The organism is Mycobacteriales bacterium (assembly GCA_035533475.1).
Classification (GTDB): domain Bacteria; phylum Actinomycetota; class Actinomycetes; order DATLTS01; family DATLTS01; genus DATLTS01.
This window is the reverse complement of sequence record DATLTS010000035.1, coordinates 128,328-149,555: the sequence shown is the minus strand read 5'-3', so window position 1 is coordinate 149,555 and position 21,228 is coordinate 128,328. Positions and strand designations below refer to the sequence as shown.

The 21,228-nt window shown below is 72.2% G+C and carries 21 protein-coding genes and 1 pseudogene; 10 read left to right on the top strand and 12 right to left on the bottom strand.

Annotated elements, in window-relative coordinates:
* The first annotated feature begins 84 nt into the window (after positions 1-84).
* The 4 genes and pseudogenes from VNG13_08100 (at position 85) to VNG13_08085 (ending at position 4,533) form a co-directional block, all read left to right on the top strand.
* Entirely contained in the window at positions 85-885 is an 801-nt protein-coding gene (locus VNG13_08100) for a hypothetical protein (protein HVA60485.1), read from the top strand.
* Positions 885-2,681: a fumarate reductase/succinate dehydrogenase flavoprotein subunit gene (locus VNG13_08095; GenBank protein HVA60484.1), complete on the top strand. Its 1,797-nt coding sequence runs from the start codon at positions 885-887 to the stop codon at positions 2,679-2,681. The genes VNG13_08100 and VNG13_08095 overlap by 1 nt, the downstream gene beginning before the upstream one ends.
* Positions 2,681-3,427: pseudogene (locus tag VNG13_08090) on the top strand (succinate dehydrogenase/fumarate reductase iron-sulfur subunit). Before VNG13_08095 ends, VNG13_08090 begins: the two are co-directional and overlap by 1 nt.
* A 308-nt stretch (positions 3,428-3,735) precedes the next feature.
* Entirely contained in the window at positions 3,736-4,533 is a 798-nt protein-coding gene (locus VNG13_08085) for an inositol monophosphatase family protein (protein HVA60483.1), read from the top strand.
* Here VNG13_08085 and VNG13_08080 read toward each other — a convergent pair.
* The 5 genes from VNG13_08080 to VNG13_08060 form a co-directional block, all read right to left on the bottom strand.
* Positions 4,530-6,035 (bottom strand): aldehyde dehydrogenase family protein, encoded by a 1,506-nt coding sequence (locus tag VNG13_08080; GenBank protein ID HVA60482.1) that lies wholly within the window; start codon positions 6,033-6,035, stop codon positions 4,530-4,532. The genes VNG13_08085 and VNG13_08080 overlap by 4 nt on opposite strands.
* Positions 6,036-6,100: 65 nt before the next feature.
* Positions 6,101-7,627, bottom strand: a complete 1,527-nt coding sequence (locus VNG13_08075; protein ID HVA60481.1) for a N,N-dimethylformamidase beta subunit family domain-containing protein — start codon at positions 7,625-7,627, stop codon at positions 6,101-6,103.
* A gap of 35 nt (positions 7,628-7,662) precedes the next feature.
* On the bottom strand, positions 7,663-8,703 hold the full coding sequence (locus VNG13_08070) for an acyl-CoA dehydrogenase (GenBank protein ID HVA60480.1): 1,041 nt from the start codon (positions 8,701-8,703) through the stop codon (positions 7,663-7,665).
* A gap of 25 nt (positions 8,704-8,728) precedes the next feature.
* On the bottom strand, positions 8,729-9,910 hold the full coding sequence (locus tag VNG13_08065) for an acyl-CoA dehydrogenase family protein (GenBank protein HVA60479.1): 1,182 nt from the start codon (positions 9,908-9,910) through the stop codon (positions 8,729-8,731).
* Between the two features lie 96 nt (positions 9,911-10,006).
* Positions 10,007-10,522 (bottom strand): gamma carbonic anhydrase family protein, encoded by a 516-nt coding sequence (locus tag VNG13_08060; GenBank protein ID HVA60478.1) that lies wholly within the window; start codon positions 10,520-10,522, stop codon positions 10,007-10,009.
* A gap of 196 nt (positions 10,523-10,718) precedes the next feature.
* On the opposite strand from VNG13_08060, the gene VNG13_08055 reads away from it, so the two are divergent.
* Together VNG13_08055 and VNG13_08050 are read left to right on the top strand one after the other, a co-directional pair.
* Positions 10,719-11,015, top strand: a complete 297-nt coding sequence (locus VNG13_08055; GenBank protein ID HVA60477.1) for a DUF4193 domain-containing protein — start codon at positions 10,719-10,721, stop codon at positions 11,013-11,015.
* Positions 11,003-11,722, top strand: coding sequence for a hypothetical protein (locus tag VNG13_08050; protein HVA60476.1), 720 nt, complete (start codon positions 11,003-11,005; stop codon positions 11,720-11,722). The genes VNG13_08055 and VNG13_08050 overlap by 13 nt, the downstream gene beginning before the upstream one ends.
* Here VNG13_08050 and VNG13_08045 read toward each other — a convergent pair.
* The 3 genes from VNG13_08045 to VNG13_08035 all read right to left on the bottom strand — a co-directional run bounded on the left by VNG13_08045 (position 11,664) and on the right by VNG13_08035 (position 14,680).
* Positions 11,664-12,932 (bottom strand): alpha/beta fold hydrolase, encoded by a 1,269-nt coding sequence (locus VNG13_08045; protein HVA60475.1) that lies wholly within the window; start codon positions 12,930-12,932, stop codon positions 11,664-11,666. The genes VNG13_08050 and VNG13_08045 overlap by 59 nt on opposite strands.
* Positions 12,933-13,013: 81 nt before the next feature.
* Positions 13,014-14,396 carry an amidase family protein gene (locus tag VNG13_08040; protein ID HVA60474.1) on the bottom strand — a complete coding sequence of 461 codons (1,383 nt, stop codon included), beginning with the start codon at positions 14,394-14,396 and terminating at the stop codon, positions 13,014-13,016.
* A complete protein-coding gene (locus VNG13_08035; GenBank protein HVA60473.1) occupies positions 14,393-14,680 on the bottom strand; it encodes a DUF4235 domain-containing protein in 288 nt (95 codons plus the stop codon). Before VNG13_08035 ends, VNG13_08040 begins: the two co-directional genes overlap by 4 nt.
* Before the next feature lie 89 nt (positions 14,681-14,769).
* Between VNG13_08035 and VNG13_08030 the strand changes: the two genes are divergently transcribed.
* Positions 14,770-15,522 carry a hypothetical protein gene (locus VNG13_08030; protein ID HVA60472.1) on the top strand — a complete coding sequence of 251 codons (753 nt, stop codon included), beginning with the start codon at positions 14,770-14,772 and terminating at the stop codon, positions 15,520-15,522.
* Between the two features lie 3 nt (positions 15,523-15,525).
* Here the strand turns inward: VNG13_08030 and VNG13_08025 are convergent, their stop codons facing one another.
* Positions 15,526-16,722 (bottom strand): DUF349 domain-containing protein, encoded by a 1,197-nt coding sequence (locus VNG13_08025; protein HVA60471.1) that lies wholly within the window; start codon positions 16,720-16,722, stop codon positions 15,526-15,528.
* Between the two features lie 138 nt (positions 16,723-16,860).
* Between VNG13_08025 and VNG13_08020 the strand changes: the two genes are divergently transcribed.
* On the top strand, positions 16,861-18,039 hold the full coding sequence (locus VNG13_08020) for a crosslink repair DNA glycosylase YcaQ family protein (GenBank protein HVA60470.1): 1,179 nt from the start codon (positions 16,861-16,863) through the stop codon (positions 18,037-18,039).
* Here the strand turns inward: VNG13_08020 and VNG13_08015 are convergent.
* Entirely contained in the window at positions 18,036-18,521 is a 486-nt protein-coding gene (locus tag VNG13_08015) for a DUF3093 domain-containing protein (GenBank protein HVA60469.1), read from the bottom strand. The genes VNG13_08020 and VNG13_08015 overlap by 4 nt on opposite strands.
* Before the next feature lie 95 nt (positions 18,522-18,616).
* Between VNG13_08015 and dut the strand changes: the two genes are divergently transcribed.
* Together dut and VNG13_08005 are read left to right on the top strand one after the other, a co-directional pair.
* Positions 18,617-19,081: a dUTP diphosphatase gene (gene dut / locus VNG13_08010; protein ID HVA60468.1), complete on the top strand. Its 465-nt coding sequence runs from the start codon at positions 18,617-18,619 to the stop codon at positions 19,079-19,081.
* Positions 19,082-19,083: 2 nt separating this feature from the next.
* Entirely contained in the window at positions 19,084-19,848 is a 765-nt protein-coding gene (locus tag VNG13_08005) for a DUF3710 domain-containing protein (GenBank protein ID HVA60467.1), read from the top strand.
* Here the strand turns inward: VNG13_08005 and VNG13_08000 are convergent.
* Positions 19,832-20,515: a TrkA family potassium uptake protein gene (locus tag VNG13_08000; GenBank protein HVA60466.1), complete on the bottom strand. Its 684-nt coding sequence runs from the start codon at positions 20,513-20,515 to the stop codon at positions 19,832-19,834. The genes VNG13_08005 and VNG13_08000 overlap by 17 nt on opposite strands.
* Positions 20,515-21,177 carry a TrkA family potassium uptake protein gene (locus VNG13_07995; protein ID HVA60465.1) on the bottom strand — a complete coding sequence of 221 codons (663 nt, stop codon included), beginning with the start codon at positions 21,175-21,177 and terminating at the stop codon, positions 20,515-20,517. The genes VNG13_08000 and VNG13_07995 overlap by 1 nt, the downstream gene beginning before the upstream one ends.
* Positions 21,178-21,228 lie beyond the last annotated feature (51 nt).

The following is a 21,228-nucleotide window of genomic DNA, read 5'->3' as shown; positions in this document are numbered from 1 at the left end:
TACGCTCGGCATCCAGTACCCCTACCTGTAGGCGCCGCCGCCCCGGTGGTCGCCGCGTCGCGACGAAGGGACGGCTAGCTGTCGATGGCAACGCAGACGCTTCCCGGCCGGCGGGCCGCGATCGACGCCCGCACCCTGCGCCGGGACCGCTGGTGGGGGGCGCCGCTCGTGACCGTCGTGGTACTCGGCGCATTCGTCGGGTACTCGACCTACGCGGCCTTCGCGGGCCGGGACTACTTCTACAACGACCACGGGCGGGGCGCCCCGCTGCTCTCGCCGTTCTACTCGCCGTGCCTGTCCTCGCGCAGCTGCACGGCCAGCGGCGGCCTGCATTGGTTCGCGTTCCCGTGGTCGCCGGCGCTGCTAATCCTGCTGTTCCCGCTCGGCTTCCGGCTGACCTGCTACTACTACCGCAAGGCCTACTATCGGTCGTTCTGGCAGTCGCCACCGGCCTGCGCGGTGGCGGAGCCGCATGCGCGGTACACCGGTGAGCGCCGATTCCCGCTGATCCTGCAGAACAGCCACCGGTATTGGTTCTACATCGCCCTGCTCTTCGCCGGAATCTTGACCTGGGATGCGGTCGACGCGTTCCACGGGCCGGGGGGTTGGGGCTACCTGAGCGTCGGCACCCTGGTCCTCGTCGTCAACGCGATCTGCATCTGGGTCTACACGCTGAGCTGTCATTCCTGCCGACACATCCTCGGTGGTCGGCTCAACCATTTTTCCCGCCACCCATTGCGCTACCGGTACTGGATGCTCGCCTCGAGGCTCAATGCCCGCCACATGCAGTTCGCCTGGCTCAGCCTGGTCTGGGTTGCGGTCTCCGACCTGTATATCCGGCTGCTCGCCAGTGGGCTGCTCTCGCACGACCCGAGGCTGTTCTGATGTCCGACCACGAGAGCCACGACTACGACGTCGTGGTCGTCGGAGCTGGTGGGTCGGGCCTGCGGGCGGCGATCGCGGCGCACGAGGCGGGTGCCCGCACCGCGGTCGTCTGCAAGTCTCTGCTCGGCAAGGCGCATACGGTCATGGCCGAAGGCGGGATCGCCGCAGCCATGGGCAACGTCTGGTCGGAGGACAACTGGCAGGTCCACTTCCGGGACACCATGCGCGGCGGCAAGATGCTCAACAACTGGCGGATGGCCCAGCTGCACGCTCAGGAGGCGCCGGCCCGGGTCTGGGAGCTGGAGGAGTGGGGGGCGCTGTTCGACCGGACCCCGGAAGGCCTGATCAGCCAGCGCGACTTCGGCGGCCATCGCTACGCCCGGCTCGCCCACGTCGGTGACCGCACCGGTCTCGAAATGATCCGCACCCTACAGAACCGCGTGCTCGCACTCGGGATCGACGTATTCATGGAGTGCACGGTCACCCAGCTGCTCAAAGACGGCGACCGGATCTCGGGCGCCTTCGGTTACTGGCGGGAGAGCGGTCGGTTCATCGTCTTCCGGGCCCCGGCCGTCATCTTGGCTACCGGCGGGATCGGGAAGTCCTTCCAGATCACCTCGAACTCCTGGGAGTACACCGGCGACGGTCACTCGCTCGCCCTCTGGGCGGGGGGTTCGCTGATCAACATGGAGTTCGTGCAGTTCCATCCCACCGGGATGGTCTGGCCACCGTCGGTGAAGGGAATCCTGATCACCGAGTCCGTCCGCGGTGAGGGCGGCGTCCTGCGCAACTCCGAAGGCCAGCGCTTCATGTTCGACTACATCCCGGAGTTCTTCAAAGAGGAGACCGCGGACAACGAGGCCGAGGCGGACCGTTGGTACGCCGACCACATCAACAATCGCCGCCCGCCGGAGCTCCTGCCTCGGGACGAGGTCGCCCGCGCCATCAACTCCGAGATCAAGGCCGGCCGGGGATCGCCGCACGGCGGCGTGTTCCTCGATATCGCCACCCGGCGCAGCGCCCCGGACATCCTGCGCCGGCTGCCGTCGATGTACCACCAGTTCAAAGAGCTCGCCGACGTCGACATCACGAAGGAGCCGATGGAGGTCGGGCCGACCTGCCACTACGTAATGGGCGGCGTAGAGGTCGACGCCGATACCCAGGCCGCGATCGTGCCCGGCCTCTTCGCGGTGGGCGAGGTCTCCGGCGGCATGCATGGCTCGAACCGGCTCGGCGGCAACTCACTGAGCGACCTGCTCGTGTTCGGCCGGCGGTCCGGGGAACATGCCGCGGAATACGCGCGGGAGCTGCCCGACCGGCCGAGGGTGTCCGAAGACGTCGTGGACGAGGCCGCCGTCGACGCCGTGGCGCCGTTCTCCCAGACCGGCGGTGAGAACCCCTACTCAGTCCACAAGGACCTTCAGCAGACGATGCAGGCCCTCGTCGGCATCGTCCGCCGCGGCGACGAGCTCGAGCAGGCCCTCGAGGAGATCCAGCGGCTCAAGGAGCGCGCCCGGCAGGTCTGTGTCGAGGGTCACCGCCAGTACAACCCGGGCTGGCATCTGGCGCTGGACCTCCGCTCGATGCTCACCGTGTCCGAGTGCATCGCGCGGGCGGCACTCGAGCGGCAGGAGAGCCGCGGTGGCCACACCCGCGATGACCACCCGCGGACCGACCCCGACTGGGGAAAGATCAACCTGGTGGTCACCGCTGCCAACGGCACGGTCCAGCTGAGCCGGCAGCCGCTGCCGACGATGCCTGCCGAGCTGCGGGAACTGTTCGAGGAGAACGCCTGATGGCCGCCTACGACCTGTCCCTGCGGGTCTGGCGCGGCGACGGTGCCGGTGGCGACTTCGTGGATTTCACCGTCCCGGTCGAGGAGGGCGAGGTCGTTCTCGATGCGATCCACCGGTTGCAGGCCACCCAGGCCGGCGACCTCGCGGTCCGGTGGAACTGCAAGGCGGGCAAGTGCGGATCCTGCAGCGCCGAGGTCAACGGGATCCCGCGCCTCATGTGCATGACCCGGCTCAACACGTTCGCGGCGGGGGAGACGCTGACCATCACCCCGTTGCGCACCTTCCCGATCATCCGGGACCTCGTCACGGACGTGTCGTTCAACTACGAGATGGCTCGCCGGGTGCCGGCCTTCGCACCGCGACCGCGGGATGCGGACGGGAACTACCGGATGGCGCAGGTCGACGTCGAGCGCGGCCAGGAGTTCCATAAGTGCATCGAATGTTTCCTGTGCCAGGACACGTGCCACGTCATCCGGGACCACGAGGAGAACAAACCGGCGTTCGCCGGGCCACGGATGTTCATCAAATACGCCGAACTCGAGATGCACCCCCTGGACACGAGCGACCGGCGCGCTCTATTGCAGGACCAGATGGGCCTCGGGATGTGCAACATCACGAAATGCTGCACCGAGGTCTGCCCCGAACACATCAAGATCACTGACAACGCGATCATCCCGCTGAAGGAGCGCGTGGTCGACCGCAAGTACGACCCGCTGGTGTTCCTCGGTACCAAGATCTCCCGGCGGGACCGGCGCGCTCCGGTCACGGCAGCCGGTGGTGACGGCCCCAGCCCGATCAAACGGCCGGGGGGCACGCCGGCCGGGCCGGTTGCGCCGCCACCCGAGCCCGATCACCCGCTGCCCGAGCCGGATCACCCGCTGCCCGTTCCGGCTCCAGGTCCGGTCCAGGCGGTCGAGCTGCCGGAGCCGGCCGCGACGACCCCGCCGGCTGGGCCGTTCACCCGCTGGCTGCGCTGGGGGGCGTTACCCGCCGTCGGACTGGGTATGGTTACGGCGCTCGTCATGCGCCGACGCCACCGCAACGGCTGACCCCGGTGGTCGGGCCGGACCCTGCGGACCTGCTCGAGCTGGCGGGCAACGTCGCTCGCGCCGCCGGTGCGCTGCTCCGCGACCGGCCGGTCGATCTGGCGGTCGGAACGAAGTCATCACCAACCGATGTCGTGACCGTGATGGATACGGCGGCCGAGCGGCTCATCCTGGACCGGATCCGGGCCGACCGGCCGGACGACGCCGTGCTCGCGGAGGAGAGCGGTGCCGCCGCGGGGGACAGCCCGGTGCGCTGGCTGGTCGACCCGCTGGACGGGACCGTGAACTATCTCTACCGGATCCCGCAATATGCGGTTTCGATCGCCGCGGAAATCGATGGGCGGGTGGTGGCCGGCGTCGTCTACGCCCCCGAGTCGGACGAGCTGTTCGCGGCATGCCTCGGCGGCGGGGCCAGCTGTAACGGCCGGCCGCTGCGCTGCTCGGCACAGGACGACCTGGCCCAGGCCCTGGTCGCGACCGGCTTCGGCTACGCATCGGCCCGCCGGGCGCGGCAGGCCGCCGTGCTCGGCGTGGTCCTTCCCAAGGTCCGCGACATCCGCCGGTTCGGTGCCGCCGCGCTCGACCTGGTCGCGGTCGGCGCCGGCCGGGTCGACGCCTTCTACGAGCGCGGCCTGCGGCCCTGGGATCTGGCCGCCGGGGGGCTGATCGCCACCGAGGCCGGCGCCGTGGTCGGCGGGCTTGCCGGCGAGTCGGCCGGCGAGGATCTCGTCATCGCCGCCCCGCCGGCGCTGTTCGACGAACTCGCCCGGTTGCTGGCCCCGCTCGGCGCCGACCGGGACGACTAACCCGGAGGGCGGCGGCGACCGTAGCGCAACTCGTCGACCCGCTGCACGGCCCGCGGCAGCCAGGCCGGCCGGTCGAAGGCCAGCAGCTCCGCCGGCAGCTTGAACCGCTGTACGGCGGTGGCCTTGGGTCGGGTGAACTCGCGTAACCCGTCGGCGCCGTGGATCCGACCGAAGCCGGAGTCCCCAACCCCGCCGAACGGCAAGGACGGCAACCCGGCGAACGCCTGCATCGAGTTGACGCTGACCATGCCGGTCTGGAGCCGACGGGCGATGTCGACGCCGCGTCGCTTGGCGAAGACCGCCGCCCCGAGACCGAACGGCGAGGCGTTGGCCCGAGCCACCGCCTCGTCCGCGTCCTGCACCTTGATGATCGGGAGCACCGGGCCGAAGGTCTCCTCCTGCATGAGCCGGGCGTCCTCCGGTACGTCGACCAGGACGATCGGTTCCACGTAGGGCGCATGGATGGACTCCAGGCCGCCCACGACGGTCCGGGCCCCGCGGTCCAGAGCGTCCCGGACGTGCGCCTCGATCAGCTCGACCTGCTTCGGCATCGTGATCGGTCCGAGCGCCGCGTCCGACCCGGCCCCGGCGCGCAGCGGGCCGGCGAGCTCACGGACCTTGTCCACGAGCGAGTCGTAGACCGCCGCCGTCGCGTAGACCCGCTCGATGCCGATGCAGGTCTGGCCCGCATTCGCGCAGCCCCCCCAAAGCGCGGCCCGCGCCGCCGCGGCCACGTCGGCGTCGTCGTCCACGATCATGGCATCGTTGCCGCCTAGCTCCAGTAGCACCGGGGTGAGCGTCTCGGCGCAGGTGGCCATGATCTTGCGACCCGTGGGGGCCGATCCGGTGAAAGCGATCTTGTTGACGCCGGACCGGCACAAGGCCGCCCCCGTCTCGCCGAAGCCGGTCACCACCTGGAACACGGGGCGTTGGTCGACGACGTCGGCGAAGGCGTCAGCCAGCCAGCGGCCCACCGCCGGGGTGTATTCGCTTGGCTTGAACACGACGGTGTTGCCGGCGGCGAGCGCGTAGGCGATCGATCCCATCGGCGTGAACAGCGGGTAGTTCCACGGCCCGATGACGCCCACCACGCCGAGCGGCTGGTATTCGAGCCGGGCGGAGATGTTGGCCAGCATGAGCGACCCCCCCGGCCGCTGCCGCCCGAGCACCTTGCCCGCATGCCGCGCCGCCCAGCCGATGTGCTCCAGGGCGAGGGTGTGCTCGATCCACGCATCGACGATCGGCTTGCCGTTCTCCCGATGGATCAGGTCGAGCAGCTCGTCCCGGCCACGGAGCAGGACACCTTGGAAGGTGCGCAGCCGGCGGCGCCGGCCCGCGAAGCCGAGCTCCCGCCACCAGCCAGCGGCTTCCCGGGCCCGGACGACGGCGGCGGCCACCTGCTCGGGTCCGTCGACCGGGAGGGTTGCGACGACCTCGCCGGTTGCGGGGGACAGCGAGTTGAAGGTGGCGGAATCGGCGCGGGCCTCGGCGGTGACGGACATGGCGCTCCTCGGACGGCTGGTGCGTGCCGGTACAGGGTCGCACGTCCGCGCGGGGGCTCCTCTGGTCAGCGGGTGGGTGCCACCGGGGGCGCAGCGATTCCGAGCCGAGCCAGGTTCTGCCGGGCCGGATGCACCGCGCCGGCCGGCCCAGCGGCGAAGGCCTCGAGCAGCCGGGTGGTCACCGCGGTGACCACCCGCTGGGCGGCCGGATCGCCATGGCCCTTCTCGCAGAGGAAGACGGCGATGGCGCAGACCCAGGAGCTCGTTCCGGAGTCGAAGACCCCCGCGCCGCTCGGCGTCGTGTAGTACGCCGCGTCGGCGAACGGTCGCCCGCTGCCGCAGGTGAGCGGGGAGTGGAAAAGCACCTCGATCGGCTGCGGGGTCGGTACCGACGGGTCGACGGCGTCGTATTCCGAGCCGACGAGGCGGTGCAGGTGCTCACCGGGGGTGACGATGCCGGCGAGCAACCAGCTGCCCGGGTCGGCGACCACCATGTCCGCGTCGACCGGGTTGCACTGGTAGTAGGTGCCGGTGAGCACGCTCTCCGGGCGCGGGTCGGGCGGGCTGCGCCAGGCCGGGCCGGTGGCGCCCGCCGGGTCGCTGGTGTGCAGCGGGTCGTCGAGGAAGCTCTTGTAGTCGATCTCCAGCCGGTCCGGTACGGCCCCGGCGGGGGCGAACCGGATGTGACGGTAGACGGCGTTGGCGCCGAGGAAGGCCAGGTTCACGCCGCGGTCCCGGGCCCGGGTCAGCGCGTCGCGCATCGCCTGCGAGTAGTACTCGTCGTGGCCCATGGAGATCACCGCCCGGGCGCCGTCGAGCAAACCGGGGTCGTCGTCGAGTTCGACGTCCGTCGCGTAGGCCACCGGCAGGCGCAGGCTCTCGGCCAGGATCACCGCCGGGAGCTCGTTGCCGACGAAGTCGGCTGCGCCTTCCCCGTAGGCGTACGGCCGGTCGAACGACACCACCCGGGCCCGGTCGGCGAACCCGTTCGGTCCCCGGTAGAGGCTGTAGCCACCCCAACTGTTGTAAGCCTGCCAGGTCGTCACCGCCGCGAGCAGAACGATCCGGCCGGCCGTGCTCGGACTGCGCAGGGTGAGCGGGACGAATCGCTGGTCGCCGTTCGCGGCGTCCAGCCGAAACAGGTAGTCCCCGGCCGGCCAGCCGGTGGTCGCGACGGTGACCGACACCCGCCAACGGGCGACGGCGGTGAAGGTGCCGCCGGTGAGGTCCGCGCCGGCCTGGCGTCGCCCGGGCTCCGTCGGGCTGGTCCAGACACGGGCCGCCCACGCCCCCGCGTAGAAGCCCATCCGGAACGCCTCGATCCGGTAGCTCGTCGCCGTCGTCGAGATGTAGAGGCGCACCGGGGTGCCCGGGAGCACGCTCACCCGGTCGGTGAACCCCTCGATGGCGTCCTGCGGCCCGGCGGTGTGCACCGACCAGTCCCCGGTCGGCATCAGCGGCACCGATGGGGGACTGGTGGCGGCCGGTGAGCTGGGCGCGGGGTCCGGGCTCGGCGGCGTCGGGGGGGGCGCGGTACCCGAACAGCCGACCGCGAGGGCGAGCAGGGCCGCAGCGGCCAGGCGTCGGGGCATTCCGACCAGTATCGCCGACCGGGTCGGCGGGGCGGTCAGCCGAGCAGGGCGGTCGCGATCGCAGCCCGGTGCCGCTGCCCGGGACCCTCGTAGGCCTGGATCCACTGCGCCCGCTTGTAGAAGCGGTGCAACGGGTGCTCCCAGGTGAACCCGACCCCACCGTGCACCTGGATCGCATTCTCACAGGCCGCCACTGCCGCCGCCGCCGCGTCGGAGGCTGCCGCGGCCACGGCGAGCGGCGCCTGGTCGTCGCCCTCCGCCACGCACCAGGCGGCCCAGTAGGCGAGCGAACGGGCGAGCTGGACCTGTACGAACATGTCGGCGATCTTGTGCGAGACGGCCTGGTAGGTACCGATGACCCGGCCGAACTGCTCGCGGGTCTTGGCGTGTTCGGTCGCGAAGTCCAGGGCCCGCTGGCCGACACCGACGGCCTCGCAAGCGAGCGCGGCCAGGGCGTTGAGGCGCAGCAGGGGGAGGCTCGTGGCCTCCGGCAGTGGCCGGGCCGGGGTGGCGTCGAGGACGAGCTCACCGAGCCTTCGGGTCCGGTCGATGGTCTCCCGGGCCGTGACCGCGCCGGGGGCCTCGACGTGGAAGAGGCCGACCCCCTGCGGCCCGCGGGCGACGACGAGCACGTCGGTGACCGAGGTGAGGTCGGGGACGAGGATCTTGTGGCCGGTGAGCCGGCCGGCGGCATCCGCGGTGGTGGCCACCCGGTCGGCGTCTGCCAGCGAGGCCGGGCCGCCCGGCTCCGCAACCGCCACGGTGGCCGAGCGTTCGCCGCGGGCGACCGCGGCGGCGAGGTCCTCGGGGAGCGCCGGGCCGGCCAGGCCGATGGTGGAGAAGAACGGACCCGGATACAGGGCGGCGCCGGTCTCCTCGAACAGGACGGCGTGCTCCAGGACGCCGAGATCGGGCTCCAGCCAGCCGAGGTTCGCGAGGGCCTGCCAGGAGGCCGGATCCCACCCGTCCGGCGAGTCGGCGAGCTCGATCACCCGCTCGGGGGTGTAGCGGTCGGCGAGGTAGGCGCGAGCGGCCGCGCGGAGCATCTCTTGCTCGTCGGAGAAGGCGAAGTCCATCGGTGCGGTCCTTGGGGTTGGGGGGTCAGCGGCTGCGCGGGAGGCCGACGACGCGCTCGGCGATGATGTTGCGGAGGATCTCGGAGGTGCCGGCCTCGATCGTGTTCCCCCGGCTGCGCAGCTGATGGTAGGTCCAGTAGCCGTCGAGGACGGCCCCGTCGCCGGTCAGCTGGCCGGTCAACCCGTTGATCGACTGGGCGAGCTTGGTGAGCCGCTGGTTGGTCTCGCTCATGTGCAGCTTGGAGATCGAGCCTTCCGGGCCCGGCACGCCGGTCTTGAGCAGTGCGGTCAGCGAGCGGTAGTTCGTGTAGCGCAGGGCCTGTAGGTCGACCCAATGCTGCGCGATCTGGTCCCGGACCAGCGGGTCGTCGGCCGCCGTCCGCCCGTCCGGACCGGGTTCGCGGGCGAGCCGGACCAGGCGGTTGACCTGTCGCTCGAGCTGACCGGTCAGCGCGAAGCCGAGGGTGCCCCGTTCGTGGAGCAGGGTCGTCATCGCGACGTTCCACCCCTCGCCCGGAGCGCCGAGCATCGAGTCCCGCGGAACCCGAACGTCGGTGAAGAAGATCTCGTTGAACTCGGGGTCCCCGGTTATCTGCCGCAGCGGCCGGACCTCCACGCCGGGACTGCTCATGTCAACGAGCAGGTAGGACAGCCCGCGGTGGCGCGGCGCCTCGGGGTCGGTGCGGACGACGAGGATGCACCAGTCGGCCAGATGGGCGTAGCTCGACCAAACCTTCTGCCCGGTCACCACCCATTCGTCACCGTCGAGGACGGCCCGGGTCTTGGCGCCGGCGAGGTCCGATCCGCTGCCCGGCTCGGAGAAGCCCTGGCACCAGACCTCCTCGGCGGACAGCAGCTTGGGCAGGAACCGGCGTTTCTGCTCGTCGCTACCCCAGGCGATGATCGTCGGACCTGCCATGCCGAGGCCGATCACCCCGAGGTGACCGGGCGAGTCGATCCGGGCGCTCTCCTCGAGGTAGATGCCCTCGTAGATCGGCGGCAGCCCGCGGCCCCCGTATTCGGCCGGCCAGGTGATCCCGACGTATCCGGCCTCGTAGAGCCGCCGGCTCCAGTCCCGGGCGAATTCGACGTCCCAGCGGCCGACGTGTGGCGGCCGGCTCGACCAGTCGGCCGGCAGGGCCGCGGTCAGCCAGTCGCGGAGCTCCTTGCGGAACGCCGCCTCCTCGGTGGTGTCACGGAAGTCCACGGACCCTCCAGCAAGGCGCGAAACCAGAACAGAATGCCGTTCGGTATGACCCAGAGTAGGGGTTAGCGCCGGGCGGCGCCAGCGCGGGTCCTCCGGTCAGAGCCGGCGCAGTTCCCGGCGGTAGCGCTCGGCGTTCTCGACGTAGCGGCGGACCGCTTCGTCGAAGATCCCGGCCGGGACGGCATCCGGGCGGATCCGGGCGGGCACGCCGAGGGCCATGGCCCCCGTCGGCACCTCGGTGTCATTGGGGACGACCGCGCCGGCTCCGACAAGCGCGCCGGAGCGCACGACGGCACGGTGCAGCACGACCGAACCGGACCCGATCAGGCTGCCGTCCTCGACGGTGCAGCCCTCGAGGTGCGCGAGGTGCCCGACGACGCAGTCCGCCCCGATGCGGGTGGGCAGATCGTCGGTGGCGTGGACGACCGTCCCGTCCTGGATCGAGGTTCGGGCACCGACCTCGATCCGCCCGTAGTCCCCCCGGAGCACCGATCCGGGCCAGATACTCGCCTGCGCGGCGATGGTCACTGCCCCGATAACGACGGCATCCGGATGGACGAAGGCGGTGGGGTCGATTGTCGGCGAGCGATCGCCGAGCGCATAGATCGGCATCCGGGTCCTCTCCTTCTGCACCGGTGGGCGGCGGTGCCCGGATTCTGCCCGACGTCCCCGGGGTAGGTGAGGACAGCCGGCCCCGGGTCGGGCAGAATGCCCGCGGTCCCCGAGGCGGCCGGGAGATTGGTTCGCCGAATCGGGCACAGACCCGGTCCGTCGGGCGTTATAGGCGCGCGAGAAGGTGAGGACACTCATGGCAACCGATTACGACACCCCACGCGCGACCGATGACGATCTTGGCGAGGACAGCCTCGAGGAGCTCAAGGCGCGCCGCGACGCCCAGGCCGGCAGCGTCGACGTCGACGAGGCCGAACTGGCGGAGTCGCTCGAGCTGCCGGGCGCCGACCTGTCCGGAGAAGAGCTCACGGTCCGGGTCATGCCGCGCCAGGCGGACGAGTTCACCTGTTCCCGGTGTTTCCTCGTGCACCACCGCAGCCAACTGGCGAGCGAGAAGAACGGCAAGATGATCTGCCGGGAGTGCGGCGCCTGAGCCGGCCGGCGGAGATCGCCGGGCTCGTCGAGGAGCTGACGGCCGCGGAGCCGGCCGCCGATCGGGTCCGGGTCCTCGCCGCCCTCGGCAGGGCGATCGCGGCCAGCGCTCGTCAGGCGGGGATCACGGCGGTCGGTAGTGGGCGGTGGCTCGCCGGACTCGTGGCCGATCTCGCGCCGCGGGTCCCGGTGCGGGATCTCCCGACGCTGCGTGCCCAGCACGAGGGGCTGGCCGCGGATGCGCTGGCCGCCGCGCTGATCGAGACCGCCAGCCGGGCGACCGCCGCGGTCGGAGCCGCCGGCGGTGCCCTTGCCGGGGTGGAGTTCGCCGCCCCGCCGACGTTGCTGTCCGCGCCCGTGCAGCTGGCTGCCGAAACGGTGGCGGTGGTCGCGATCGAGCTCAAGCTGGTGGCGGAACTGCACGAGGTCTACGCCCGGCCGGCCACCGGCACCCCGGCGCAGCGCGGGCTCAGCTACCTCGGAGCCTGGGCCCGCCGCCGGGGCCTCGACCAGTCGGCCGAGGACGGCATCGTGGGGGTGCTCTCCTCGGCCACCCGTCGCGAGCTCCGGCAACGGGTGGCCCGAAGGCTCGGTCGCAACGTAACCACGCTGGCGCCTTTCCTCGTCGGAGCGGTCGCCGGCGGCGCGCTCAACCGGCGCGAGACGCGCCGACTCGGCGAGCGGATCGCCGCCGACCTGCGCCCCTGACCGCGCCGTCGGAAGCGTCGAGGAACTCCCGGACCAGCGCGCCGGTCTCGTCCGGGAACTCGTACTGGGGGACGTGCCCACAATCGGGCAGGACGACGCTGCGCGCGGCGGGTACCGCGGCGCTGACGAAACGGGCGAAGCCAGCCGGGACCAGCCGGTCGCGTTCGCCCCAGACGAACAGCGCCGGCACGTCGAGGGCGGTCAGCCGGTCCCAGAACCCGTCGCCGCCGTAGGCCTGCTCGATGTAGATCTGGCGGAGGCACGCGACGAACGCCCGCCGGTGGGCCGGGCGGCTCATCACGTGGCGGAATTCGTCGGCTGCCGCGTCGTACCACTCGCGGGGCAGTCGATCCGGCCGGCTGAACATCATCCGGGTGAACTCCACGACGAGCCGGTGCGACAGCCAGATCGGTAACCACCCGATGTCCGGGTTGATCAGTCGCACGGCCGGCACCAGTTGGCGGAGCCGCCGGAAGGCCGGGGACGGGCAGAGCAGGACCAGCCGGTCGAGCGCGTCCGGGGCGGTCAGCCCGGCCTCGATTGCGATCCGGCCGCCGAGCGAATTTCCGACCAGTGCCGGTCGAGTGGCGCCGATCGCGGCACTGAACTCGGTGAGCCAACCGGCCAGTTCGCGCATGGTGTAACGCCAACGTGGGGCGTCGCTCGAGCCGAAACCCGGGGTGTCCGGGACGATGACCCGGTAGGCGTCGGCCAGGGCCGGCAGCAGCGGCAGCATGGACGCGTTCGTCGCTCCCAGGCCGTGCAGCAGGAGCACCGGAGGGGCGTCCCGTGGCCCGGCCTCCAGGTAGCCGGTGCGTACCCCGTTCAGGCGGACCGTCCGGGCCCGCGGATAGCTCGCGGGCCGCTCCCCGACGTCGAAGGCGCCGTCGACCTGAAGCGCCAGCGCGATGTCCCCGCGGGTGGTCAGCCGCCCGTCGAGGAAGGCTTGGGCGCCGGAGGTCTCGCCGTCGAGGATGGCGGCCATCGTCTGCGGATCGGTACGGATCGTGGCGCTCGGCCGGCGCACCGGCCCGCGGCGCAACCCGACCCGGCCCTCGTCGATGTGCAATGTCCAGGTACCGCCGACGGCGATGTCGAACACCACCGTGCCGCGCAGTTCACCGAGGGCGGCACCGACGCCGAAGCGCACGCGGGCCGCGAACAACCCGTCCAGGCCGGAAGCGGCGACTAGGGCAGCGGGTCGGGCCACACCTCACAGATAACCAGCCGGCGACCGATCCAACCCCTTCGACACGCTCGGTTTACCTCCGCGACCGGGTGGCCACCCCAGTTAGGGCGCGCTGACCGCCATCGGCGGGTACCGGCCGGACCAGCCGAGGTGCGTCTCCAACTCGGCGGCCAGCGTGAGCAGGAGCCGGTCCTCCCCGCGCCGCCCGACCAGCTGGATCCCGATCGGCAGTCCGGCGCGGCTCACGGCCGCGGGCAGGCTGGCCGCCGGCTGGCCGGTGATGTTCCACAGCTGGGTGAACGGCACCGACCGACCAAAGCCACCGAGGGTCAGCAGCGCCCCGCGGCCGGTGAAGGCGTCCGCCCGGATCGGGAGCTGCGCGGTGCTCGGCTGAATCAGCACGTCGACCTCGGAGAAGGTCGTCGCCGCGAGTCGCTCGCCGATCCGGTCGCCGGACCGGCGAGCCCCGCGGAGCAGCCGGGCGGGCACCCGCCGGCCGGCCCGCGCCATCGCCCGGGTCCGCGCCTGCGTGCGCGCCGGGTCGACCAGCAGAGCCAGGTCGTCGGCGGCCCCACGCAGATAGCGGGGCAGCAGCACGTGCAGGATCTCTGCGCGCGGCAGTCGCACCGGCCGGACATCGTGGCCGCATTCGACGAGAGCCCGGACGGTGGCGCTTAGCGCCTCCCGGATCTCCGGGTGGACCCCGACCCCCGGCGTCGGCGGCCGGTCGGTCCAGCCGACCCGCAGCCGGGGTCCGCTGCTCAGGCCGGCGACGAAGCCGGGTCCGGAGCCGGTGGCGTCGAGCAGCAGCGCCGTGTCGAGAACCGTCCTGGTGAGGAAACCGCTGTGCGAGAGCCCGTGCCAGTGGTCGGGTTCGTCGTGGGCGACCACACCGCGGCTCGGTTTGAGCCCGAACAGCCCGCTCCACGCGGCGGGGATCCGGATCGAGCCGAGGCCGTCGGTGGCGTGCGCCGCAGCCACCAGGCCGGCGGCCACCGCAGCCGCTGAGCCCCCGCTCGAGCCGCCCGGCGTCCGGTCCGTGCGCCACGGGTTGCGGGTCACCGGCTGCCAGGGGGACGCGGTCACCGCCCAGAGCGCGAGCTCGGGCAGGTTGGTCTTTCCGACGATGACCAGACCGGCGTCGCGCAGCCGCCGGACTGTCGGGCCGTCGGTGGCCGCCGGGCGCTGCGGGGAGCCGGTGCCGTGGCGGGTGGGCACCCCGGCGAGGTCGACGTTGTCCTTGACCGCCACCGCCACGCCGAGCAGTGGCCGTGGGTCCCCGGCCGCCCGGGCCGTGTCCGCCGCCGCCGCGGCGGCCCGGGCTTCGTCGGGGAGCAGCACCCGAAAGGCCCCGAGCTCCGGATCGAGGCGCTCGATGCGTCCGAGCAGGGTGTCGAGCAGTCCGACCGAGGTGACCGAGCCGTCCGCGAGCCGGGCTGCCTGGCCGGCGACCCCGGCGAAGGCCAGCTCCTCCTCCCGGTTCACCGGCGGGGTCCGAGTCCGGGTGGCGGCGACCCCGCGGCCTGCTGCCAGGAGGCGGCCGCCCGGCGCGTCGCCGCCAGCCGAGCCAGCGCGACCGCCGCCGCGGACCCGCCGGCCCAGGCGGCCGCCTCGCCCCAGCGGACGGCTGGACTCCCCGGCTCCTCGGGCGGAGGATGACCGGCCAGCGCCCGCCAGGCGACCCGCAGCACGCGTTCGGCGGCGAGCCCGGCGAGCGCTCCGGACAGACCGCCGTACACCTTCCAGCCGACCTTCGAGGATGCGGCCATGGGGTCACCCTTCCACGTCTCCGTCGCGGCATCGTGGCATGGCGGCGTGGCGTGGCGGGGCGACGGGTATCAGCCCTTACCGTTTCCCCATGATCTCCAACACCGGCTCGCTGGTGGCCGCCGGCATCGCCGTGGCGGCCCTCCTCCCGCTCCTGTTCGGTCTGATCTTCGTCATCCTCATCGTGGCGAACCGCGCGGAGCCGGATCCGAGCGGACGCCGTCCCACGCTCGTCTACCTGTTCGCCACCTCGTTCGTCACGTTGTTCGCCGGGCTATTCGCGAGCGTCGCGTTCGTGGCCGGGCTGTGCCAGCTGATCGGCGCGACCCCGGGGCAAGGTCCCGGGTCACACCCGGTGGGTGACGCGGTGGCCCGGCAGTCGGTGCTCAGCCTGCTGGTGCTCGCCGTGGCCGGCGGCCTCTACCTCGTGCACCAGCGGGCCGGTGCCCGCGCCAGCGCCGAGGATCTGGTCCCGCTCGGTCCGCTCGGCCGGGTCCGGCGCAGCTACGGTTCGGCGGTCATCTTCCTGTGTGTGCTGATCGTCGCCGTCACGGCGGTGATCGCCGTCTACCAGCTGTTCCGGATCGCCGGTCCCGGCGTCTTCCACGGCGGTAACCGGGTGGCCAGCCTGCGCGGCCTGATCCCGACCGCCTACTTCGCGGTGGCCGCCGCCGCCCTGGCTCGCTGGCACCTGCGCGACGTCCCAGCCGAGGTAAGGCCGCAGTTCGGCCGCCCGCGCCCGCTGCCATCCCCGCCAGCCCCGGTGGACATCACCCCAGAAGTGGACGTCGTCGCGACCCCGGCGCGGACCCGACGCGCCCCCCGCAAGCCACCGGCGCGGTAGCGGTCAACGTACGGCCCGAGCCAGCCATTCGCGCTGGGTGGACAGTTTGGCTTCGGCCTCGGCCGCCTCGTCGTCCCGGCCGGCTGCCCGGGCCCGTTCGGCGCGTCGCTCGAGCTTGGCGACCGACTCGCGTAGCCGTTCGACGAGCGGGGAGGTCTGCGGGTTCGGCCGGTCCCACCGCTCCTCCGATGCCGACCGGACCCGGTCCTCGACCGCGGCGAAGCGTCGATCCCATGCCGCCTGCTCTTCCCGCGGCACCGGTCCGGCCGCGGCCCAGCGTTCCTGGATCTCGCGCAGCTGGCGCTTGGCGCCGGCCAGGTCGGTGTTCGGCTCCAGGGCTTCCGCCGCGGCAACCAGCTCCTCCCGCGCGTTGTGCTGGCCGCGCCGGACCGCATCGCGTTCGGCGAGTGCGGTCGCGCGCCGGCCGAAGAAGGTCTGCTGTGCGGCCCGGAACCTGTTCCACAGCGCGTCCTCGGTGGCTTTCGCCGCTCGGCCGGCGTCCTTCCATGCGGTCACGAGCTCACGAAACCGGCGGGCCGCACCGGTCCAGTCGCTGGACTCGGCCAGCCCTTCGGCCTCGACGACGAGCGCCGTCTTGCGTTCCTCCGTGGCATGCCGCTCGACAGCGAGGGCGGCGAAGTGCTGGCCGCGCCGACGGGTGAACTCCGCCCGGGCGGCGGCGAAACGCTGCCAGAGCTGGGTCGCGACCTTGCGGTCGACGCCGTGGGCGGCCGCCTTCCATTCCTCGCCGAGGGCGCGGAGCCGGTCCCCGCTCGCCTTCCACTGGGAGCTCGCCGCGAGCGTCTCCGCCTCCGCCGCGAGCCGGCCAAGCGCCTCCACAGCCTCCGCCTTGCGGGCGGCCCTGGTGGCTGCGGCGGTCGCCACCTGCTCGTCGGCTCGCGCGATGAACTCCTCGAGCCGGCCGTGCAACCCGGCGAAGTCGCCGACCGCGTTAGCGGTCGGCAGCGAGTCGCGCAGCCGGCGGGCCGTTGTCCGCAGCGCCGCCGGATCGGCGACGCCCGATTCCAGGCGCTGGCTCAGCAGCGCCGCCTGGGCCTCCAGCTCGGCGAACCGGCGCTCGAAATGGGCGAGCCCCTCGGCCGGCGGTCCGGCTTGCCACGAGCCCACTGCCCGTTCGCCGTCCGGTGACGTCACGTAGACGGTCCCGGACGCGTCGATGCGTCCCCAGCGGTTTTCCATCGGCCCTCGAGTGTGCGGTGGCGTGTCGACCGGCATTGTGCCCCGTCGCCCGGTGCAGGATTGCGCGTGGCCGGCGTGATCTCGTGCGCTGAGGCGGATCGGTAGGCGGGCGCGTCGTTGGAGCTGAAGAGTCGTGATGTGCGACGGCTTGCCCTCACCGCATCCGGGCTGCGTCGACCACGGCCGAAAGGGCCGGCCGGGCTAGGCGCGTTGCGCCGGGTCGCCGGCGAGCTCGGGGTGCTCCAGATCGACTCGGTGAACGTGTTCGCCCGCGCGCACTACCTGCCGCCCTGGTCCCGGCTCGGCGGCTACCCGCGGGAACGGCTGGATGCCCTCGCCTACCGCGATCACGAACTATTCGAGTACTGGGGCCACGAGGCGTCGCTGCTTCCCGTGGAGCTGCACCCGCTGTTCCGATGGCGGATGGCGCGGGCGGCGCAGGGACTCGGCACCTGGAGCGGGGTTGCCCGGCTCGCCCGGGAGCAGCCGGAATACATCTCGTCGGTTCTCGCGGAGGTGGCAGCCAGTGGCCCGCTCACCGTCGCGGACCTGGTGAGCGCCGGCGACCGGCCGTCCGGGCAATGGGGCTGGAACTGGCGGGCGGGAAAGGTGGCTCTCGAGTGGCTGTTCTGGACCGGTGCGGTGACCTGCTCCGGCCGGCGCAATTTCACCCGCCTCTACGACCTGCCGGAGCGCGTCCTGCCGAGGGCGGTGCTGGAGGCTCCGACGCCCAGCGAGGCCGCCGCGCAGCGCGCCCTGGTGCTGCGGGCCGCTCGCGCACTCGGGGTCGCGACCGCCGGCGATCTCGGCGACTACTACCGGATCAAAGCGCCCGAGGCGCACGCCCGGGTAGGGGAGCTTGTGACCTCCGGTCGGCTCGTCGAGGTCGCCGTGGCGGGCTGGCGGTCGCCTGGTTACCTCCTCCCGGACACGGTCGTGCCCGGGCCGGTCCGGGCATCGGCGCTGCTCTGCCCCTTCGACCCGCTGGTTTGGGAGCGGTCCCGGGTGCGGCGGATCTTCGGTTTCGACTACCGGGTTGAGATCTATGTCCCGGCGCCCCGGCGGGTGCACGGCTATTACGTACTGCCCTTCCTGCTCGGCGAGCAGCTAGCCGCGCGGGTCGACCTCAAGACCGACCGGGCGGCCGGGGTGCTGCGCGTGCGGGCGGCGTGGCTGGAACCGTCCGCCGCGGCGGAGCCGACCGCGACCGCGTTGGCGGCGGAGTTGCGCGGCGTCGCGGGTTGGTTGGGATGCGGGTCCGTGGACGTCGAACCATGCGGGGATCTGGCGACCGCGCTGGGTCAGGCGATCGGCTAGGCGGCGGGGGCATCTTGCGGCCGGCCAGCCGCTTCCCGCGCCTTCGCGGCTTCGACCGCGGCGGCGAGCTCCATCGGATGCCTTGTCGACACGATCCAGTACGGGGTGTCGTCGTCCGGGTCGAGCACGTCGAGCCGGACCGCCTGGCGCACCCACCAGCGCACCATCAGGTAGGCGGTCGGGTCGGCTTCGGGGCCGATCTGGTGGCGGAGGAGGTCGGGGTCGAGGACGAGTGGCGCGCCGAGCATCCGGACCGGGATCCGGGCCCGACCCGCGGTCAGCGTGACCCCGGACACCTCGATCCGAGTGCGCCCCAGCCCGGCCAGCAGGGCCACCGCGGCCACTCCCACGGCGGCGAACCCCGACAGGTCCCAGACCAGGTCGACCCCGGTGTACAGCTCGGCCCCCAGGACGGCGACGACGCCCACGACCGCGAGCCACCACCACCATGGGGTGGCCAGCCGTTCCCGGTAGTCCGACACGGTTTTGAGGGTGCCACAGGGCTGGGGCGGGCCGGCAACCGATGACGCTCGGTAGGCTCACGCTTCGTGCGGGCCCTGGGTTCTACCGACCAGCCATGACCCCGAAGATCACCGTGCCGATCCGCCGGTTGGACGCCGGGGTGCCGCTGCCGACATACGCCCATCCCGGGGACGCGGGCGCGGATCTCGTGACCACCGTCGACGTCGAGCTGGCCCCCGGGGAGCGTGCGGTCCTGCCGACCGGCGTGGCGATCGCGCTCCCGGAGGGTTACGCGGCGTTCGTCCACCCCCGCTCCGGCCTGGCTGCGCGCGCCGGGGTGGCGCTGGTCAACTCACCCGGCACGGTGGACGCCGGATACCGTGGGGAGATCAAGGTGATCGTCGTGAACCTTGACCCGGTGGCTCCGGTGCGCTTTGCCCGCGGCGACCGGATCGCGCAGCTCGTTGTGCAGCGGGTGGAACGGGTCACGTTCGCCGACGTGGAACAGCTGCCCGGATCCGCACGTGGCGACGGGGGCTTCGGGTCGACCGGCGGCAGCGCCGCCGGGAACGGGAGGTAGTCGTGTTCCGTCGCCGACGCGAGGTGGTTGACGACGACGGCCTCGACGATGCCGCCGCTGACGACGCCGCCGCTGACGATGGGGCGGCTGACGATGGGGCGGTCGGGCCGGGCGCGGCCGGGGAAGGTGCGGACCTCGACCCGGTACCCGGTCGACCCGCCGGTCCCTGGGACATCAACGACGAATTCGACGCGGCGCTCGCCCGGTTCGACTTCGGACCGATCAGGATCCCGACCCCGGATGGGATCGAGGTCCGGATGGAGTTGGACCCGGCGAGTCAGCAGGTCCTGGCCGTTACCTTCGTCGACGGTCGCAGCATGCTTCAGGTCAGCGTTTTCGCCGCGCCGAAGTCGGCCGGGATCTGGGCCGACGTCCGCGCCGAGATCGCCGAGTCGCTCCGCGGTTCAGGTGGTGCGGCGGAAGAGGTGACCGGGCCGTTCGGCGTGGAGTTGCGCGGCCGCGCGCCCGCCCCCGGCTCCGGGGGCCAGGCGGTGCGCTTCCTCGGTGTCGACGGTCCCCGCTGGTTCCTGCGCGGGCTGCTCACCGGCGTCGCGGCGACGGACCCCGGTCAGGCCCGTCGGCTGGAGGACGCCTTCCGCGGCATCGTCGTCGACCGGGGTGGGGAGGCGATGGCCCCCCGCGACCCGATCCCGCTGGTCCTGCCCCGGGACGCGAAGGCGGCCCTCGGCCTGGCCGAGGCACCCGAGGCGGCGCGCCCCGGCATAGATCCGTTTCGGCGCGGCCCGGAGATCACCGAGACCCGCTGAGGTCGCCCTCGGATCCGGTCGAGAGCAGGCGCTCGAGCTGGTCTTCCGCCTCCGGGGTCGCGACGAACATCAGCTCGTCGCCGGCCTCCAGCGGATCGTCGGGGGACGGCACGATCACCTGGCCTTCGCGCAGGATCGCCACCAATGCGGTGTCCCTCGGCCAGTCCACCGATCCGGCTCGCGCGCCGACCAGGTCCGCCTCGCCGGCGAGGGTGAGCTCGACGAGGCTCGCCTTACCTTCCCGGAAGGAGATGAGCCGGACCAGGTCGCCGACCGTGACCGCTTCCTCGACGAGGGCCGAGAGCAGCCGGGGCGAGCTGACGGCGACGTCGACCCCCCAGGATTCGTTGAACAGCCACTCGTTCTTGGGATGGTTGACCCGGGCAACGACTCGCGGGACGCCGTACTCGGTTTTCGCGAGCAGGGACACGACCAGGTTGACCTTGTCGTCGCCGGTGGAGGCGATGGCCACCTGGCAACGGTCGAGGTCCGCCTCGTCGAGCGAGGCGATCTCGCAGGCGTCCGCAAGGTACCAGCGGGCTCCCGCGAGCGACTCCTTGACGACGCTCGGATCCTTGTCGATGAGCAGGACCTCGTGGCCGTTCGCCAGAAGCTCGCCCGCGATCGAACGGCCGACCTTCCCGGCGCCCGCGATGGCTACCCGCATCAGTTCTGCTCGATCCGCTTGCTGCAGCGCGTTCCGGCGGCGACCAGCCGTTCCTTGGTGGTCAAGACGTGGACCCGGTCGCCTTCCTGGATGATCGTCTGCCGGTCTGGGATCAGCGCGTCCCCGAGCCTGGTCACGAACGCCACCCGTTCGCCGGTCTCGCGTTCCAGCTCGGAGATCGGGCGCCCGATCCAGGTCTCATTGAAGGGCAGGGCGGCCAGCATCACGTGCCCGGACGGGTCGACCCAGTCGCTGTGGACGTCCTCCGGCAACAGGGTGCGCAGGATCTGGTCGGCGGTCCAGCGCACGGTTGCCACCGTGGGGATCCCGAGCCGCTGGTAGATCTCGGCCCGCCGCGGATCGTAGATGCGAGCGACCACCCGCGTTACGCCGAAGTTCTCCCGGGCGACCCGCGCCGAGATGATGTTCGAGTTGTCCCCGCTGCTCACCGCGATGAAGGCACCTGCGGTCTCGATCCCGGCCTCGATGAGCTTGTCACGGTCGAACCCGACCCCGGTGATGGTCTTGCCGCCGAAGTCCGGGCCGAGCCGCCGGAACGCCTCCGCGTTCTGGTCGATGATGGCCACCGAGTGTTCGAGCTTCTCGAGGCTGTGCGCCAGGCTGGAGCCCACCCGACCACAGCCCATGATCACGACGTGGATCTCCGGCCTCCGTGCGCTCGGCCCCGAGGCCGGCGACCGGAACCAGCCGCG